The organism is Acidimicrobiales bacterium (genome assembly GCA_036378675.1).
Taxonomy (GTDB): domain Bacteria; phylum Actinomycetota; class Acidimicrobiia; order Acidimicrobiales; family Palsa-688; genus DASUWA01.
Genome location: DASUWA010000041.1, coordinates 25829 through 42648, shown reverse-complemented (window position 1 = coordinate 42648; position 16820 = coordinate 25829). Strand labels below are relative to the sequence as shown.

Here is a 16820-nt window from a genome sequence, read left to right as displayed (position 1 = left end):
CCCAGCGACATGAGCAACTTCGCGACCCAGGACAACCTGGGGCACGTCACCAACATCGTCGAGGTCACGGGGGGCGGCAGCTTCAAGGAGTTCTCGACCGCCGCCCAGCAGCAGGGTTACAAGCCGCATTACCTGGCTTCGAATTACAACGGCTTCATGGTGACCGCAACCGGCGGCACCGGACCGGACCCTAACAACTTCGACGGGACGATCGTCACGACCGATACGAAGTTCGGCGAGACGACAACGCCGGGCTTGAACGTCGACGCCCCCACGGAGGCCTGCGTGAACCTCTTCACCCGCCACGGCCTGCCCGGGTCCTATGTCACCGGCCCGTTCCTCGGCGGGAACAACTGCAACCTGTTCGAGCTGTTCGCCGTGGCAGCCTCGCGCGACCCCGGGCTGACCCGGGTCGGCCTGGCCACCGGCCTGGGACAGGTCGGGAGGTTCAACATGGCCTATTCGACGGCGGACTCCATATACACAACGCCGGGCCCGTACACCCCGGTCAAGGTGGCCGGGGGCGACTTCTGGTGGACGGTCGAGTTCTACGCCTCCTGCACCTGCTGGAAGGTGATCGACCCAACCTGGCACCCCACCTTCTAGTGACCGGGACGGGGGAGGCTTAACGATGGGGGCTTCGATCGTCCTCGGACTGATCAGCGGGCTCAGCATCGGCTTTCTCGCGGTCGGGCTGGTGCTGGTCTACAAGGCCAACCGCTTCATCAACCTGGCCCACGCCCAGATGGGTACCTACTCGGCCGTCCTGTTGGCCAAGATGGTCATCGACTGGGGCTGGTCCTGGTGGGCCGCGTTTCCGTTCGCGATCGCTGTCGGCATCGCGACAGGCCTTCTGGTCGAGCGCTTCGTGATCCGCCCTCTGCGCGCCAGGTCCGTCAGCACGGTAGCGCTGCTACTCGTCACGGTCGGGGTCGCCCAGCTGCTGTCCGCGCTCGAGTTCATCCCTGCTTTCGGCCCCAACACTCAGAAGCTGACGCTGCAGGAGTACCCGCTGCCGTTCCGCAGCCACGTAAAGATCGAAGGGGTCGTGCTCGGCGGCCAGTACATCCTGGTGCTGATCCTCGTTCCGATCGTGGTCGCCGCGCTGGCAGCCTTCCTCAGGTACACGACCATGGGGCGGATGATCCGCGCGGCGGCGTCGAACCCCGATGCCGCCCGGTTGGTCGGAGTGTCGATCCCCAGGGTGAGTATGGTCACTTGGGGTGTCGCCGGCGCTTTGGCTGCAGTCACCGCGGTGGTGCAGGCGCCGTCGCAGCCGAGCTTCGACGCCTCTTCGCTCGGACCGGACCTGCTGCTTCGCTCGTTAGGCGCCGCCGCGGCAGGGGGTTTCGTGTCGATACCCGCCGCGCTGGTCGGGGGACTGGGCCTGGGGCTGGTCGAGCAGTTGACCCTCTACTGGTCTCATAGCGGAGGAGAAGCCGACTTCGCCGTATTCGTCGCGATCCTCGCGATCCTCGTCGTCCGCGCCCCGGTCATCGCCGCGGCGGTGAAGACGAGCGGCAGCGTCATACCCGAACGCCCGCCACTGCGGGTCCCCGAGCTGGTCGCCGGACGGGCATTCGTGCGCAACCAAACCTCGCTGTTGGCGATGTTCGGCTTGTTCCTCGGGTTGATCTTCCCGCTGTTGCCGTATTTCCGTCCTGACTACCGGCGCTTCGATCTGACACTCGTTCTCATATACGCGCTGCTCGGAGTATCGATCACGATGCTCGTCGGTTGGGCGGGCCAGATCAGCCTCGGTCACTTCGCCTTGATCGGGGCGGGCGCCTACTTGACGGCGAGGCTGTCGCCGCACGGGATCTCCATTCCTGTTCTGCTCTTCCTGTGCGGGTTGCTCGGCGCTCTCATCATGGTCGTGGTCGGGCTTCCGGCCCTCCGCATCCGCGGTTTGACCCTCGTAATCACGACTCTGGGCTTGGGCACCGTGAGCTACGAATGGTTGTTCAAGCAGGACTGGTTCGGCTCCTCGCGTTCCTACGGACTTCCCGTTTTGTCTCCCGGGCTGTACGGCCTCGGGAGGCCGTCGAGCAAGCTTTCCGTCTACTACTTGTCACTCGGAGTCCTGGCGATCGCTCTGCTCGGCGCGTCCGCTCTCCGTCGCTCCCTCCCGGGCCGGATGATCCTTGCGGTGCGCGACAACGAATCCGCGGCCCTCACGTTCGGCCTCACGCCGGCGACGGTCAAGCTGGCGGCTTTGGGAATCTCCGGTTTCATCGCCGCGACGGGCGGGGTGCTGTGGGCCGACACGTGGCAGAACATTTCGCTGAGCCAGTTCAACCCTGCGCTCTCGTTGGCGATCCTGGCGGTGCCGGTCATCGGTGGTCTCGGGTCACTGTCGGGAGCGGTGGCGGCGTCGGTGCTCATATACATGAACGCCTTCTTCATCAGTCCCCATCTGGTCGGCGTGTTCGGTGTCGGAGCCCAGATCGAGCTAGAGCTTCTGATCGGAGGCGGAGGTCTTGTCATCCTCATGCTCAGCTACCCGACCGGAATCGCAGGAGCGGCACAAAAGGCCTGGGAGAAGTTCCTGCAGCGCGTGGCGGACCAGGAAGCCGCCAGACCCCGAGCAGCCACCGAGGGAGCCGATGTCGCCGATGCCTTGATCGTCGAGGGTTTGCGAGTGTCATTCGGAGGCCTGAAAGCGGTCGACGACGCGTCGATCAGGGTCAAGCGAGGCGAGATCGTTGGCCTTATCGGACCCAATGGCGCCGGCAAGTCGACGCTCATCAACGCGGTGTCGGGGCAGTTGCCTGCACGCGGGCGGGTTGAGTTGTTGGGCGTCGACGTGTCCGAACTCGCGCCTGACATGAGGTGGCTGCACGGGCTGGGACGCAGCTTCCAAGACGCCATGCTCTTCCCCGGTTTGACTGTCAAGGACGTGATCCAGGTGGCGTTGCGAAGCGACAACAGGTACGGGTTCGCCGCTGCGATTCTGCGTTTCCCGTGGGCCATGCGCGCCCAGCGAGACACCGAACGCTCGGCGCAAGAGATCATCGAACGATTCGGGTTGGGGCCGTGGGCAAACACACTCGTGTCCGATCTCTCCACAGGGACCCGCCGCGTCTGCGATCTTGCCGCCCAAGTCGCAGCCCGGCCGCGGGTGCTGTTGCTTGACGAGCCGACCGCTGGAGTGGCTCAACGGGAAACGGAGATCTTTCCGCCGATCCTGCGCCGCATCCGCGACGAGCTCGACTGCGCGATTGTCGTCGTGGAGCACGACATGCCAATGCTCATGGGGCTTTGCGATCGGATCTACGCGATGGAAAGCGGGCGGGTCATCGCAGAGGGAACCCCGGCGGAAGTCCGCGGCAATCCTGAAGTGATTGCCAGCTACTTGGGAACCGACGAGGTCGCCATCGGGCGATCCGGCCCGGCGGGCGGCGCGCGAATCAGATCCGTCGCCACCACCGGCCCGAACGGCAGGAACCGTTCGAACGGAGCGGCGAGATCTCGCCGGACAGTCCCGCGGCAAGCGCCGAAAGACCCGGCCACGGAGAACCCGGCTCCGAAGGACCCGCGATGACGATCGCGTCAACCGGGAGCCAACCGGAGGACCCGACTACCGAGTTGGTGCGGCCGATCCTCAGCGCGATCGACCTGGACTTCTGCTACGGACGTACGCAGGTCCTGTTCGGCGTGTCAATCGACCTGTGGCCGGGAGAGGCGCTGGCGCTTCTCGGCACCAACGGTGCCGGTAAGTCCACCCTGCTACGCGCGTTGGCCGGCCTGGACCCGCCCGTGAGCGGAAGGGTGATCTTCGACGGTGAGGACGTCACCGACGTGCCGGCGGAGCGGAAGGTGACCCGCGGGCTTGTCCTCATCCCGGGAGGCAGGGCGGTGTTCCCGGACATGAGCGTCGAGGAGAACCTGCAGATGCAGGCGCTCACCGTGCGGAAGAACCGCTCGTGGGTTCGGGAGCGCCGGGACCTGGTGATGGACACCTTTCCCCGGCTCGCGGAGCGCAGGTCCCAGCCGGCCGGCTACCTCTCCGGAGGCGAGCAGCAGCAGCTCGCCCTCGCCAAGGCGCTCATCCTCGATCCGAAGGTGCTTTGCATCGACGAGCTCTCGCTTGGGCTTGCCCCGGTCATAGTCAGCGACCTGATGGAGATCGTGTCACGAATCCATCGCAGCGGAGTCGCGCTGCTCGTTGTAGAACAGAGCCTCAACATCGCTGCCGAGCTGTGCCCGCGGACGGTGTTCATGGAAAAAGGGCAGATCCGCTTCGAAGGCCGCACCGCGGAGCTGCTCGAGCGGGATGACATAGCGAGGGCGGTGTTCCTCGGCGACGCGAGCGGGTGAGCCGGGTGCACCCGCCGAGGAAACATCTAAGGCGATCAATTTTGATGGTGATGTTGGTGTCCGCTGGTGTCGCCACAGTCTCACTCGGATTCGGCTCGACGGCGAGGGCCGACGCTCCGAGCTCGCAAGGCTGGTGGACGTCGGCCAATCCAGGGAACGTCGGAGGGCTCGGCGCGCCGGCAGCGCCACCGGCACCTCCGGATGTCCCCTCTAACGGCCTGCTCGTCGAGGGGGGGCCGATGTCTTCCGCCGGGGCCGGGGACGCCGGCGCCGCCGCCCTCGCCGCGCTCACCTACGTCCTACCGGACGGCGCGACCGCAGGAAGGCTCACGCTGACGGTGGCCCCCAATTCCGCGACAACCCCCTCCAGCACGCTCGAGCTGTGCCCCTTGACCAGTCAGAATTTCCAGCCCGAGGAAGGAGGCCCCATGTCCGATGCGCCTTCCTACAACTGCGCCAGGAACGTCACCGCTACCGCGGCTTCCGGCTCCTACCAGTTCGACGTGTCCAGCCTGCTTTCGTCCGCGTCGCCGGGAGTGGCCATCCTGCCCACGAGTCCTGCCGATCGCGTCGTGCTCTCGCAGCCCGACGCCCAGTCCCTGCAGGTTCAATCGCCGGCCGACACCGCGGTCGCCACGCCGGCCGACAGCGGATCCTCCGGCAGCTACGGGTCGAGCGCGATCACCGGGACAGGGACCGGCGCGCCGGCTGCTGCGGGGTCGGCGATCCAAGGGGACACCGGAACCGCGGCCCCGTCCGTGCCGGGTCTGCCGGTCTCACCGGCGCCGAGCGCAGCCCTGTCGCCGTCGCTTGCACAGCCGAATTCGACCACCAATCCGAAGCCGACGACCAGCCCGGCCACACCCGGCACCGCGTTGGTGGCGTCGGCCTCGCCGAGCACCGGTCCCCGGCCGTGGGTCGGGGTCATATTCCTCGTCGGGCTGATCATCGCAGCCGGTCTTTGGATGGCCGCGGGCCGGTCGGCGACTAGCCGGACCCCAGCACCCGTATCAGAACATCGATGAGCCCGTCGATCGTGTGAGGGTCCGCGACCGCGTCGACTCGGAGTCCGGCCCGCCGCGCGGTCTCTGCGGTAGCCGGCCCGATGCACGCGACAACCGGCGGCAATGCTGATCGGCCGTACCCCTCCAAGAAGCCGGTGACGCTCGACGAGGAAGCGAAACACACCGCGTCTGCGGACGCGACCTCGTTCGACATCGTTTCGTCGAACGGTTCCCGAACGGTGCGGTATGCCTCGACGAGGTCTACCTCCCAGCCGGCCAGCTCCAACCCGGCGACCAGTACCTCCCGTCCTTCGGAGGCCCGAGGGAAGAGCACGACCGAGCCCGCCGGCGCCGGCGGGTCGGGGAAAGCCTCCAGAAGTCCTTCGGCGTGCTCGCGGTCGGGCACCAGATCGGCCACGATCCGGTAGCGCCTCAACGCCTCAGCCGTCGCAGGTCCGACGGCAGCCACGCACGTCGACCCCAACGCGCGCGAATCGGGGATCCGCTCCATCAGTGCGTCGACGGCGTTCGCTGACGTGAACACGACCCACCCGTAAGCGCCCTCGGTCAGAGCAGAAGCGGCCCGAGCCAGAGCGGCACCACCGTCGGTGGGGGGATCCACCCGGATCGCCGGGACTTCCACCGGACGGGCTCCGAGCTCACGAAGCCGGGCGCCGAGAGCGGAGGCCTGCGCCCGGGCTCTGGTGATCACGACCCGCTTGCCGAACAGCGGCATCGCCTCGTACCAGCGAAGGTCGAGCCTGGAGACCGACCCGATCACCATGGTCACGGGAGGCTCGAGATGCGTCTCGCCCAGCTCGTCGAGCCGCACACGTACCGAGGCCTGTTCGGGCCGGGTGCCCCAGTGGACCGCCATCACCGGCGTCTCCGGGGCGAGCCCGCCGTCCATCAGGCGCTTGGCGATCTCCCCGCGATGGGCGACGCCCATCAGCACGACGATGGTCCCGCCGGCCCGCGCCAGCGCGTCCCAGTTGGTCTCCTGGTCGACCGCGTGCCGGCTGTGCCCGGTCACCACGGTGAAAGACGTGGACAGGCCGCGGTGGGTAACTGGCACACCGGCATAGGCGGGCGCGGCAACTGCAGACGTGATCCCCGGAACGATCTCGAACTCCACTCCCGCCTCCTGCAGCGCGAGGGCCTCCTCGCCGCCGCGGCCGAACACGAAGGGGTCCCCCCCCTTCAACCTCACCACAGTCCGGCCCGCGCGACCTTCCGAGACCAAAAGCGAGTTGATCTCGTCCTGGTGCACCGGGCCACCGGGTGCCTTCCCTACGTCGACCCGCCGGGCGCTTGGGGACGCCAGGTCGAGGAGGCTCGGGTCGGCGAGCCGGTCGTGGACGACGACGTCGGCACGCCGGAGCAGTTCGGCCCCTCGAAGCGTCAACAGCCCCGGATCCCCCGGGCCGGCCCCAACCAGGTAGACGGTCACCGCAACCTCACACGGCCGAGTCGGGGCAAGCGGCTCACCCGGCCAGGAGCTCGACCCCGCCGGCGCCCAGGAGCTCCTCGGCGAGCTCTCGGCCCAACTGCGCCGGAGCGGACAGCGGTCCACCCCGCGTCGCCTTGAGCATCACCCGGCCGTCCGCTGATGCGAGCATGCCCTCGACGGTGATCGCGGCTTCATCCGCGCGAGCGTACGCGCCGACGGGAAGGTCGCATCCCCCTCCCAAGCGGGCCAGAAAACCACGCTCGCATTCGACGGCGACCGATGTTCCACGATGGTTCAGCCCAGCGAGAAGCTCGACGGTGCCGGAATCCGTTTCCCGGCACTCGACCGCGATCGCACCCTGGCCCACCTGCGGGAGGATCACCGACACGTCGAGAATCTCGTCGGCGCGGTCGAGCAGCGACAGGCGGGACAACGCCGCCACTGCCACCACGACCGCGCCGCCCGCCGGCACCTTCTGCAGGCGGGTGGGGATGTTGCCGCGTAGATCGGCGAAGGTGAGATCGGGCCTTATCCACGCCAGCTGGGCGCGCCGGCGCACCGAACCGGTCGCGACCGTGGCACCGGCCGCGAGCCGGTCGAGAGTCGATCCGACCAGCGCGTCCCGCGGGTCGGCGCGCTCGAGCAACGCGCCGATCACCAGCCCCGGGGCAGAAGTCGATGACGGGAGGTCCTTGGCCGAGTGGACCGCCAGGTCGGCTCGGCCCTCGAGGACCGCGGCTTGCACCTCCTTGACGAAGACCCCTTGCCCGCCGATCTCCGAGAGGGGAACGTCGCCGCGCCTGTCCCCCATGGTCTCGACGACCACCAGCTCCACGCGCGCGCCGGGTCGGGCCTCCCGCACCAGGCGGGCCACCTCCTCCGCCTGCCAGCGGGCGAGCGCGCTTCCTCGGGTCGCGACTCGCAGGCTGTCCAACTACGCGCTGACCAACTAGAGGCCGAACAGCTGGCGCAGCGTCTGCGCGAGTTGCTCGCCGGCAGGTGAGCCGGCGGCTGCCTTGACCGCGACGGTCGGGTCGTGGAGCAGCTTGGCGACGATCCCCCGGCTCAGGGCCTCGACGGCCTGTTGCTGTGCGGGCGACAGGCCGGCCAGCCGGCGGGCGAACCGTTGCAGCTCGGCCTCCCTGACCTCCTCGGCGCGTTCGTGAAGCGCCGAGACGATGGGGGCCACCTGGCGCTGCGAAGAGATCTCGAGATATCGCCCGAGCTCCTGCGCGACGATCCCCTCTGCGTGAGGGATCTCCGCCCGCCGTCCCTCGACCGCCCTGGTCGCGAACGCGGCGAGATCCTCCATGTCGAACAGGGTCACGCCCGGAAGGGTCCCGACGGACGGATCGACGTCGCGCGGGACTGCGATGTCGACGATGAGGAGCGGCCTTCCCGAACGCTCGGCAAGCAACGGCTCGAGATCGCCTGCAACCAGAAGGAACTCCTGCGAACCGGTCGACGCGAGGACGACGTCGGCATACGTCAGGGCCTGCGTGAGACCGCCCCATTCGATCGCCCGCCCGCCACAACGCGCAGCGAGTTCGGTCGCGCGGCTCCAGGTCCGGTTGGCTACCAGAAGCTGTCCCTGATCGTCGAGCGCGCCGGCGAGAGCCTGGGCCATCGCCTCGCCCATCTCACCGGCCCCTATCACCAGCGTCGTCAGGCCCGACAGAGTCCCCAGCTGCTCGCCCGCCAACGCCACGGCCGCCTGGGACAGCGACGTCGTGCCGCGGGCGATGGCCGTTTCGGATCGCACTCGTTTTCCGGTTTCGATCGCGTGGCGGAAGAGGATCGACAGCACCGGGCCGGCCGTGCTTTCGTCGCGCGCGGCCTCCCACGCGGCCCCGACCTGGCCCAGCACCTCGCCTTCGCCGAGGACCGCCGAGTCGAGCCCCGAAGCCACCGTGAACAGATGGTTCGCCGCCCGATCGTCGTAGTACTCGTACAAGTGGCCGGCGAAATCCTCCGGCGGCAAACCGCTCCAGGCGGAGAGGAACTCGCGGATATCCGACATCGCTTGGTGGAAACGCGAGGCCACCGCGTAAACCTCGGTGCGCAGGCAGGTCGACAGGACGACCACCTCGCTGAGGTTGTCCTTCGCGGACAGGTCGTGCAGCGCCTTGGGAAGGAGCGCGGAAGGAACGGTCATCGGCTCAAGCACCGACAACGGCACAGTCCTGTGGTTGAGACCTACTGCGACGACAGACAAGCCTGCAGGCGCTCCCGTGCTAGGGCCATCTGGCCCGACCGGATCAGTTCGAGCATGTCTGAATCCAACGCCGTCCGCCAGTCGACATCTTCCGTAGACCGCCCCGAAGCCTTCATCTCCTCGCGCGCTTCGGAAAGCCACTCGGCCAGCAGGGCCACCTCGGGTCCCAAGATGCCGGCGATCTGGCTGCGGATCCAGGCGGCGAGCGCTGGGCTGTGGCCCGATGTCGACACCGCGACCTGAACCGGCCCGCGCCTTAGCACCGCGGGGAGCGTGAAGGAGCACGACGGCGGATCGTCCGCGGCGTTCACCCACACCCGGGCCGCCTCTCCGTCGTCGTGGACCTGGCGGTTGACGGCCGGATCGTCGGTGGCGGCGATCGCAAGCCAGGCACCGTCCAGGTCGCCCTTGCGGTAGCGGCGCTCGACGATCGAAACGTCGCGCCGGTCCCGGATCGACCGGTCTATCGACGGTGCTATCACCACCACGTCGGCGCCGGCTGCTACGAGGCCGTCGGCCTTCCGCGCGGCTACCGCTCCACCCCCGACCACCACACACCGCCGCCCGGTCACGACCAGGTTCACCGGGTAGAGCGCGTCCGGCAGAGCCGTCACGGTGCCACCCACGCCGCGGCGGGGTCCGAAAACCCCTGTACCTGGGAGGCGGCCGACGCCGCCTGGTGCTCCTGGTAGAAGCTCAGGATCTGCAGTTCGATTCCCAGGTCGACCTGGCGCAGAGCCACGCCGGCCGGGACCGACACCGTCGTGGGAGCGAAATTGAGGATCGATTTCACCCCGGCGGCTAACGCTTCGTCGACCACCAACTGGGCTGCGGACGCCGGGGTCGTGACGATCGCGATGGCCACTCTTTCTCCGCTTATTACCTCCGCCATGTCCGCCACCGGGCTGACCCTGACGGAGCCGAGCGGCATCCCGATCTTCCCTGCGTCGTTGTCGAAGGCCGCGACCACCTGGAAGCCCCTCGCCGGCAGCCCTCCGTAGCCGCCGAGCGCCTGGCCGAGACGGCCGGCCCCGATGATCGCCACCCGGCGTGCCTCGCCGAGGCCGAGCTGCCGGTTGATTTCCCGCACCAGGTAGGCGACGTCGTAGCCGACCCCCCGGGTGCCGTACGACCCGAGATAGGACAGGTCCTTGCGGACCTGCGCTGCGTTGACCCCGGCGCGGGCGGCAAGGGCCTCGGAGGAGATGGTCGCCGCCCGCTCGACCGCGAACTCCTCGAGCGCCCTCAGGTAGAGCGGGAGGCGGGCAACGGTGGCCTGCGGTATCCGCCTGACGGATCCCATGTGCAAATCGTACTTTGGCGCGGGTCCCTAGTCCCCGGCCGGCCCGATCCACACCGGATCCCCCTCCGAGATGCCGAGCCCGGCCGCGGCCGTCGAGCCGTTGATCGTCAGTGCGAGCAGCCCGTACGAGTCGGTCACCAACCCGAGCTCGCCGTGCCCGAGCTCGCCGAATGCCCGCACCAGCCTCGCTGGAACCGCCACCCCGGCGCCGGCGGCGACGGTCAACCCGCCGCCCCAACCGGCGACATCGCTGGGCTGGGCGTTGAGCTGGGCGTTCCCGAAACGGTCGATCCACAGAACCTCGCATCGCAGCAGCCCGTGGTCATCCCGGCCGGGAACCGGGACGGGGTCGCCGGCGAGCGACGCCGGGTCGACGCGGTCGCCGATCTGGTCGAGGGAGCATTCGCCGGCGGCGATCCGGGCTGCGACCGGAGAAAAAAGGTCCCGGCCGTCGAAGGTCGACCCCAACCCGGGAGGCACGCCCGCGCGGGGCGAAAGCCGGCGCAGCGTCACGGCTGCGGACGGGCCACCTAGGGCGTGGGCGGCGGGGAGGAGGAGTCCGTTGTCGGGCCCGACGAGCACCGTGCGTGCGGTCGCCACTTCGACTGCGACCGGCCGTCTCGACGTCCCGACGCCTGGGTCGACGACCGCGAGGACGACGGATCCGCCCAACCAGGGCGCGTTTCGCCACAGGGCCAGGGCTCCGGCGCGCACGTCGTGGGGACGGATCCCGTGGGTCAGGTCGATGACGGGGACGCCCGGGGCGGTCGCCTGGATAACCCGGTGGACGATGCCGACGAACTCGTCGTCTAGGCCGTAGTCGCTCAGGAACAGGACCGGCCGGACGCGACCGGAGCGGTCGGGCGGGTGGTGCGGGTGGTCGGTCAGCCGGCCTGGATGTACCGCGCGGCGAGGAAGCGATCCACGTCGTCCTCCCGGATCCTGTACGAGCGGCCGACCCTCACGGCCGCCAGCTCGCCCGACTGGACCAGCCGGTACACCGTCATGTTCGACACCCTCAGCTGGCTGGCTACTTCGGCGACGGTCAAATAGGGGGGCTTGGCCTCACCCTTCGGCGCCTGTGGCTTTCGTTGCACGTCAAATACCACCCTTCTCCGCGCGACGAGAGTACGTCAGTGGGAGTCGTGTGAAAAGAGGGGACCTTGGGGTTCCAGTGCAAATGGGAAGGCTTCAGGCGGAGCCAAGCTGGCGTGACCTTTCGGTCGCGGCTGCAACCGCCTCGAGGATCGCCGCCCGTACGCCGGCCGATTCCAGCGCCCGAAGCCCGGCGGCCGTCGTGCCCCCCGGCGAGGTGACCTGCGCTCGCAGGGCGGACGGCTCCTCGCCGGTCTCGGCGAGCATCTTGGCCGACCCGAGAAGGGTTTGTACGGCCAGCAGCCTGGCGACCGGGCGGGTCAGGCCGACCAGCACCCCGGCGTCGATGAGAGCCTCCGCCACCAGGAACACGTATGCGGGCCCGGACCCCGACAGACCGGTCACCGCGTCGAGGGCCGGCTCGTTGACGGTCACGACCGTCCCCACGGCCTCCAGGACGCCTCGGGCCCACTCGAGGTCACCCGGCCCGGCGCTCGAGCCCCCCGCGACCGCCGCCGCACCCGCGCCGACCAGTGCTGGCGTGTTGGGCATCGCCCGGATCACCGCCGTCGGGTCCCCCAACCAATCCTGCAGGTTCGAGATCGTCACACCGGCGGCGACCGAGAGCACCCTTCCCAGCCCCAGAGGGGCCATCGCCAGGCACGCCGCTTCGGCGTCAGCCGGTTTCACCGCCAGGACCGCCGAGTCTGGAACCGCATCCGCGCCGGCGACTTCAGCGACAGTTGGAAACACCGAGACTCCCTCGTAGCGCGACACGATCTCCTTGCGCCGAGCCTCGACCGGCTCGACGACGGACATCGAGTTCGCCGGCGCCCAGCCGTGCGCAATGAGGCCGCCGATCAGCGCCTCACCCATCCGCCCTCCGCCCACCAGCAGCAACGACCTGGCCGAGCCCATGGCGCAACCATATTGGGTTTGGGATATTGCGTTTTGGCCTATTGCTGTTCGGGTGCCGCCGCCCGGGTTGGAACTCGGGCCGCTCGCACTTCCCCGAACGAACGTGTCCCGCGGACGCCCCCGGGTCGGCGGCAAGGCGAGAGTATCGGTAGGCAGGGCGCCCAGCAAGGGCTCAAACACGCGCAGGGATGAACCGCAGGTCAGGGGTAGTGGCGGGCTAGCCGCAGGCGACCAGGACGGCGCTGGTGAGCTCTTCGACTCGCTCCCAAAGGGCCGACGCGGCCGCCTGCCACGTGTAAGCGCCCGCCCGCTGAGCGCCCGCGCGCCCCAACCAGCGCGCGAAAGACGGGTCGTCGAGGATCTCCGCCAGCGGCTTGGCGTAGTCGTCGGCGGCCCTCCCGTCCACGAGAAAGCCGGTTCGGCCGTGATCCACCAGCGTCGTCAACCCGCCCACCGCAGACGCCACCACGGGTATGCCGCAGGCCGATGCCTCCAGGGCGACCAGCCCGAACGACTCGGAGTGGCTCGGCACGACGCAAACGTCGGACGCTCGGTAGAAGGTCGACAGAATCTCGTGCCGCTGAGGCGGGAGAAGGCTCACCGCTCCTTGCATGCGGTGCTCGGCGATCCGGTCCTTGACCCGGCGCACCTCCTCGTCACCGTGCGGCCCGCTGGGCCCTCCCAGGACCACAAGGGTCGCATCCCGGAGCCGGTCCGCCCCGGCGGCCCTTCCGGCGTGCCGCACCGACGCCACGGCGTCGACCGCAACGGTCAGCCCCTTCAGCGGTTGGATCCTCCCCGCGAACAGGACCACCGGCTTGCCGGCGTCGAGGCCCAGTGCCCGCCGCGCCTGGCCCGGATCACCGGGGCTGAAGAAGGCGTGGTTCACACCCGGGGCGACGATGACAATCCGGTCCGGGTCCGCTCCGTACAGATCCACCAGCTGCTCCGCCTCGACGGTGCAGGACGTCACGACTGCGTCGGCGCAGCCCACCACCGCCGCCTCCGCCTCCGCTCGCCGGGCGGGCTCCTTCGAGGAGATCTCTTCGGGGCTTGCATCCGCCTTCACCCGGTCGAGGGTGTGAAACGTGACGAGAAGCGGCAGGTCGAGCTGGTGCTTCAGGTCGTGCCCCGCGATCCCCGACAGCCAGTAGTTGGCGTGGATCGCGTCGACCGGCCTTCCCGCCGCGGCGAGCGACTCGAGCCTCGCGGCGACCCCGCGGGTCCACGGGCCGACGAGCCCCGGCAGGTGCTCTTTGGCGACCGTCGCTCTCGGGCCGGCGGGCACGTGGTGCACGCGGAAACCGGGCTCCACCTCGACAACCGGCGGGCAGTCGACCGACTCCGTCCTGGTGAACACCTCGCACTCCGCACCCGACCGGGCGAGGGCTGCCGAAAGCTCGCGCACGTACACGTTCATCCCGCCGCCGTCGCCGGTTCCAGGCTGCGCGAGCGGCGAGGTATGCATCGACAGAACGGCCAGGCGCGGCATCAGGTGGCTCCCGCCTCCTCTGCGACCACCTCGGCCCCCTTCGTTGCAGGGGCGTCCTCGGGGGTGCCAACGACTGGGTCAACGGGTGGAGGCGGCCTGCCGGCATCGTTCTCGCGCCGGAATGACAGATAGATCCTCAACAATGTCTGCTTCTGCTCCTCGGTCAGCGACGAATCGCCGAGAATCGCCCGGCTCAGGTCGCCATCGCCTTCGTGAGGATCAAGGATGCCTGCCCTTACATAAAGCGTCTCGGCAGAGATGCGGAGAGCTTTGGCGATCTGTTGGAGGATCTCCGCCGAGGGCTTGCGCAGTCCACGTTCGATCTGGCTCAAGTACGGGTTGGAGATACCTGCCATGTCGGACAGGCGCCGGACCGACAACCGCGCGACGGAGCGCTGCTCCCGGATGAACTCCCCAAGCTCTCGCCACGGATCGGGCAGGTCCTTCACGCGGCCAGCAACTCCGCGACCAGATCGAGCAGCTCGATCGACGAGAACGGCTTGGTCAAGAAGGCGTCGGCCCCGGCCTTTCGGCATTCCTCTTCCAAGCGCGGGTCGTCTCTGGCGGTCAGGACGACGACCTTGACCCTTTCGTGGTCGAGCCTCCGGCAGACCTCGACTCCGTCGATCCCCGGCATCATGATGTCCAGCACCACGATGGCCGGATGAACTTCAGAGGCGAGCGTCAATGCCGACTCCCCGTCGCGCGCCTCGGCCACCTCGAATTCGTCTGCTTCCAGCACGGCTCTTACCAACCTACGGATCATCTCGTCGTCATCGACAACGAGAACCATCCGCGGCCGCCGCCCGGTCACGGCAGAAGGCTGTCTACCGTCGCTTCGCCGGTGCGGTATCGCCGAACGATCTCCTCCTGCAACCGGTCCAGAACGTCGAACACCGACCGCCGGAGCCCGGATATCTCGCGTTCGAGCTCGACCAGGCGGTTGATCCCGACGGAAAGGTCCTGCAGCTCGACCTCGGTCACCTTGGCCAGCCGGCTCTCGGGCATCGCTTCCTCGAGTCGTTGTTCGAGTCCGGGATCGAGCTCGCCGGGCCCCATCAGCGCCGGCAGCCGGCCCAGCCCCGGCGCGTGGACGTGCTCCGACAGGATCGACGGCAGCTGGTCGACCAGCTCCGTGAGACTCTCCTGCTCGCCAGCCTCCCGTGAGCGCTGCTCGGCAAGGAGAATGTCGAGCCGGCCCTGCACGATCCGGCGAAGATACGAAAGCCCGGTCTCCACAACGGTCGCCTCGTCTCTGCGCGCGCGAAGGTCTTCCAAGGGCCAGGTCCCCAGGCCCTCGAGGTAGCCGGGTGCCATAACGTCTTCGAGTCGAGCCACCGCCGGGGGAGGCTACCGCACAGGCCGCCGCGGCCGCGGGTGCCGCGAGGAGATCGCGCACTACTCCTCCGCCGGGAGCCTCTGGCTCAACCTCCCGACACTGGCGGCAGGACGGCTACCTCGTCACCGTCTCTGAGCGGCGCGGACAGCTCCGCAGGGTCACCGTTCACCCAGACGCGCGAACCGTCGACCACCGACGAAAACTGCTCCCCGAACTTCTCCTTGGCCGCCTCCAGCGCCTCGGACACCGTCGTTGCGAACAGCTGCAGCCGCGAGGTTCCAGCCGCCTGCCGAGCAGAGGCGAACAGGCGCAATGTCACTTCCACAGGTCTCGGGCCGGCCCGTCCAAAAGTTTCATCACGAGTTGAGCTCACGTTCGTCTCCTGATCTCACCCTACCCGTGTACCCTTCGCACGCCATGCCCGGTCTGCTTCTCCTGCTTCGTCACGCGCAGTCGGAATGGAACGCACTCGGACGTTGGCAGGGCCAGGCCGACCCGCCATTGTCGGACGAAGGTCGCCGCCAGTCTGTCGCGGCCGCGGCTCGAATCGAGCAGCAGCCGTGGTACTCAGCTTTCGATTTGGTCGCCAGCTCCGATCTGGCGCGAGCGCGCGAGACGGCCGACCTGATCGCGCAAAGCCTCGGCCTCGAAGGTTCCGCTTTGGTCGATGAAGGCCTACGCGAGTACGACGCCGGAGAGTGGAGCGGGCTCACCCTGACCGAGATCGAAGCTCGATGGCCGGGAGAAGTCGAGCGGTTCACCGATGGGCTGGTCCCTTCGCCCCCAGGAGGTGAGGACCGTCGGTCGTTCGACACGAGGATCGCGGATACCGTGCGCGGGCTTTCGGCTTTCGCGGACCGCGCCGGCGCCGAGTCGCTTCTCGTGGTCACCCACGGGGGTGTGATCGGATCGGTCGCCCGATCCGCCGGGCTTCCTCGCCTCCACATCCGGCACCTCGCCGGGTATAGGGGTCAGCACGATGGGCGCGGTCTTTCTCTGATCGAACCCGTCGACCTCCTCGAACAGCCCGAGCTGGCTGCCGAGTCCGCGTAGCTGTCACGGGCCTGGGCTACTTTCGCCGCCCATGAAGGTCGAGGTGGTTCGAAGCCCGAGGCGTCGCAAGACGATTCAGGCGCGTCAGGTCGGCGGCGTGCTGCGCGTGTCGATCCCGGCCACCATGACCAAGGCCGAGGAGGAGCACTGGGTCGCCGTAATGCTTCGCCGGATGGAGCGCAAGGAAGCCACCCGGGAAATCGACCTCGAGGAGCGCGCGAGGGTGCTCGCCGAACGCCACAGCCTTCCGATGCCCGACAGCATCCGGTGGGTGGACAACCAGGAGTGGAGATGGGGTAGCTGCACCCCGGTCGACCGCTCGATCCGGATCTCGTCGCGGCTCGCCGGCGAACCTCCGTGGGTCCTGGACTACGTCATCGTGCACGAGATGACCCACCTCGTCGTTCACGGCCATGGGCCGGTTTTCTGGGACGTGGTGAACCGGTACCCGCTGAGCGAAAGAGCTCGCGGGTTCCTGATGGCCCGGGGGCTCGACCACGACGTCGCTGAGGGCGGGTCTGGGGGAGGCGTTGCGAGCGGGGCCGAGCGGGGCTTGGAGGGCGGGATCGAGGGCGCCGAAAGCGGGGGCTGACGGCGGGTAACCCGGGGAGCCGCCCACCAGTCTGATCTC

General features: G+C 68.6%; 19 protein-coding genes. 6 read left to right on the top strand and 13 right to left on the bottom strand.

All coding sequences use genetic code 11. The features are described from left to right. The 4 genes from VFZ97_13525 to VFZ97_13510 all read left to right on the top strand — a co-directional run. The coding region (locus VFZ97_13525) for a hypothetical protein (protein HEX6394452.1) at positions 1-606 on the top strand (606 nt) is incomplete at its 5' end. Between the two features lie 25 nt (positions 607-631). Then, positions 632-3544, top strand: coding sequence for an ATP-binding cassette domain-containing protein (locus tag VFZ97_13520; GenBank protein ID HEX6394451.1), 2913 nt, complete (start codon positions 632-634; stop codon positions 3542-3544). Then, entirely contained in the window at positions 3541-4320 is a 780-nt protein-coding gene (locus tag VFZ97_13515) for an ABC transporter ATP-binding protein (protein ID HEX6394450.1), read from the top strand. Before VFZ97_13520 ends, VFZ97_13515 begins: the two co-directional genes overlap by 4 nt. Positions 4321-4370: 50 nt before the next feature. Next, positions 4371-5345: a hypothetical protein gene (locus VFZ97_13510; protein ID HEX6394449.1), complete on the top strand. Its 975-nt coding sequence runs from the start codon at positions 4371-4373 to the stop codon at positions 5343-5345. On the opposite strand, the gene cobA is transcribed toward VFZ97_13510, so the two are convergent. The 13 genes from cobA to VFZ97_13445 all read right to left on the bottom strand — a co-directional run bounded on the left by cobA (position 5308) and on the right by VFZ97_13445 (position 15455). Further along, complete coding sequence (gene cobA, locus VFZ97_13505) at positions 5308-6774, bottom strand: uroporphyrinogen-III C-methyltransferase (protein HEX6394448.1); 1467 nt, start codon at positions 6772-6774, stop codon at positions 5308-5310. The two genes, VFZ97_13510 and cobA, sit on opposite strands and share 38 nt — an antisense overlap. A 34-nt stretch (positions 6775-6808) precedes the next feature. Beyond that, positions 6809-7708, bottom strand: coding sequence for a hydroxymethylbilane synthase (hemC, locus tag VFZ97_13500; GenBank protein ID HEX6394447.1), 900 nt, complete (start codon positions 7706-7708; stop codon positions 6809-6811). A 15-nt stretch (positions 7709-7723) separates the two neighbouring features. Then, entirely contained in the window at positions 7724-8929 is a 1206-nt protein-coding gene (hemA, locus tag VFZ97_13495) for a glutamyl-tRNA reductase (GenBank protein HEX6394446.1), read from the bottom strand. Positions 8930-8970: 41 nt separating this feature from the next. After that, a complete protein-coding gene (locus VFZ97_13490; protein ID HEX6394445.1) occupies positions 8971-9603 on the bottom strand; it encodes a bifunctional precorrin-2 dehydrogenase/sirohydrochlorin ferrochelatase in 633 nt (210 codons plus the stop codon). Then, positions 9600-10292 (bottom strand): redox-sensing transcriptional repressor Rex, encoded by a 693-nt coding sequence (locus VFZ97_13485; protein HEX6394444.1) that lies wholly within the window; start codon positions 10290-10292, stop codon positions 9600-9602. The genes VFZ97_13490 and VFZ97_13485 overlap by 4 nt, the downstream gene beginning before the upstream one ends. Positions 10293-10319: 27 nt before the next feature. Continuing rightward, on the bottom strand, positions 10320-11120 hold the full coding sequence (locus tag VFZ97_13480) for an SAM-dependent chlorinase/fluorinase (GenBank protein ID HEX6394443.1): 801 nt from the start codon (positions 11118-11120) through the stop codon (positions 10320-10322). 56 nt (positions 11121-11176) lie between these two features. After that, positions 11177-11389 (bottom strand): helix-turn-helix domain-containing protein, encoded by a 213-nt coding sequence (locus tag VFZ97_13475; GenBank protein ID HEX6394442.1) that lies wholly within the window; start codon positions 11387-11389, stop codon positions 11177-11179. Between the two features lie 94 nt (positions 11390-11483). Further along, positions 11484-12305 carry a pyrroline-5-carboxylate reductase gene (gene proC, locus VFZ97_13470; GenBank protein ID HEX6394441.1) on the bottom strand — a complete coding sequence of 274 codons (822 nt, stop codon included), beginning with the start codon at positions 12303-12305 and terminating at the stop codon, positions 11484-11486. Between the two features lie 217 nt (positions 12306-12522). Then, positions 12523-13797, bottom strand: a complete 1275-nt coding sequence (locus VFZ97_13465; protein HEX6394440.1) for a glycosyltransferase — start codon at positions 13795-13797, stop codon at positions 12523-12525. After that, positions 13797-14246 carry a helix-turn-helix transcriptional regulator gene (locus tag VFZ97_13460; GenBank protein ID HEX6394439.1) on the bottom strand — a complete coding sequence of 150 codons (450 nt, stop codon included), beginning with the start codon at positions 14244-14246 and terminating at the stop codon, positions 13797-13799. Before VFZ97_13460 ends, VFZ97_13465 begins: the two co-directional genes overlap by 1 nt. After that, positions 14243-14611: a response regulator gene (locus tag VFZ97_13455; protein ID HEX6394438.1), complete on the bottom strand. Its 369-nt coding sequence runs from the start codon at positions 14609-14611 to the stop codon at positions 14243-14245. The genes VFZ97_13460 and VFZ97_13455 overlap by 4 nt, the downstream gene beginning before the upstream one ends. Further along, positions 14608-15135 carry a hypothetical protein gene (locus VFZ97_13450; GenBank protein ID HEX6394437.1) on the bottom strand — a complete coding sequence of 176 codons (528 nt, stop codon included), beginning with the start codon at positions 15133-15135 and terminating at the stop codon, positions 14608-14610. The genes VFZ97_13455 and VFZ97_13450 overlap by 4 nt, the downstream gene beginning before the upstream one ends. 86 nt (positions 15136-15221) lie before the next feature. After that, entirely contained in the window at positions 15222-15455 is a 234-nt protein-coding gene (locus VFZ97_13445; GenBank protein ID HEX6394436.1) for a MoaD/ThiS family protein, read from the bottom strand. Between the two features lie 98 nt (positions 15456-15553). Between VFZ97_13445 and VFZ97_13440 the strand changes: the two genes are divergently transcribed. Both VFZ97_13440 and VFZ97_13435 read left to right on the top strand, forming a co-directional pair. Further along, entirely contained in the window at positions 15554-16189 is a 636-nt protein-coding gene (locus tag VFZ97_13440) for a histidine phosphatase family protein (protein HEX6394435.1), read from the top strand. Between the two features lie 31 nt (positions 16190-16220). Then, positions 16221-16781 carry a M48 family metallopeptidase gene (locus VFZ97_13435; protein ID HEX6394434.1) on the top strand — a complete coding sequence of 187 codons (561 nt, stop codon included), beginning with the start codon at positions 16221-16223 and terminating at the stop codon, positions 16779-16781. Positions 16782-16820: the final 39 nt, after the last annotated feature.

Coding starts and splice junctions, on each gene's coding strand:
- VFZ97_13520 (HEX6394451.1), top strand. CDS start 632: ATGGGGGCTTCGATCGTCCTCGGACTGATCAGCGGGCTCAGCATCGGC.
- VFZ97_13515 (HEX6394450.1), top strand. CDS start 3,541: ATGACGATCGCGTCAACCGGGAGCCAACCGGAGGACCCGACTACCGAG.
- VFZ97_13510 (HEX6394449.1), top strand. CDS start 4,371: ATGTTGGTGTCCGCTGGTGTCGCCACAGTCTCACTCGGATTCGGCTCG.
- hemA (HEX6394446.1), bottom strand. CDS start 8,929: ATGACCGTTCCTTCCGCGCTCCTTCCCAAGGCGCTGCACGACCTGTCC.
- VFZ97_13485 (HEX6394444.1), bottom strand. CDS start 10,292: ATGGGATCCGTCAGGCGGATACCGCAGGCCACCGTTGCCCGCCTCCCG.
- proC (HEX6394441.1), bottom strand. CDS start 12,305: ATGGGCTCGGCCAGGTCGTTGCTGCTGGTGGGCGGAGGGCGGATGGGT.
- VFZ97_13465 (HEX6394440.1), bottom strand. CDS start 13,797: ATGCCGCGCCTGGCCGTTCTGTCGATGCATACCTCGCCGCTCGCGCAG.
- VFZ97_13440 (HEX6394435.1), top strand. CDS start 15,554: ATGCCCGGTCTGCTTCTCCTGCTTCGTCACGCGCAGTCGGAATGGAAC.
- VFZ97_13435 (HEX6394434.1), top strand. CDS start 16,221: ATGAAGGTCGAGGTGGTTCGAAGCCCGAGGCGTCGCAAGACGATTCAG.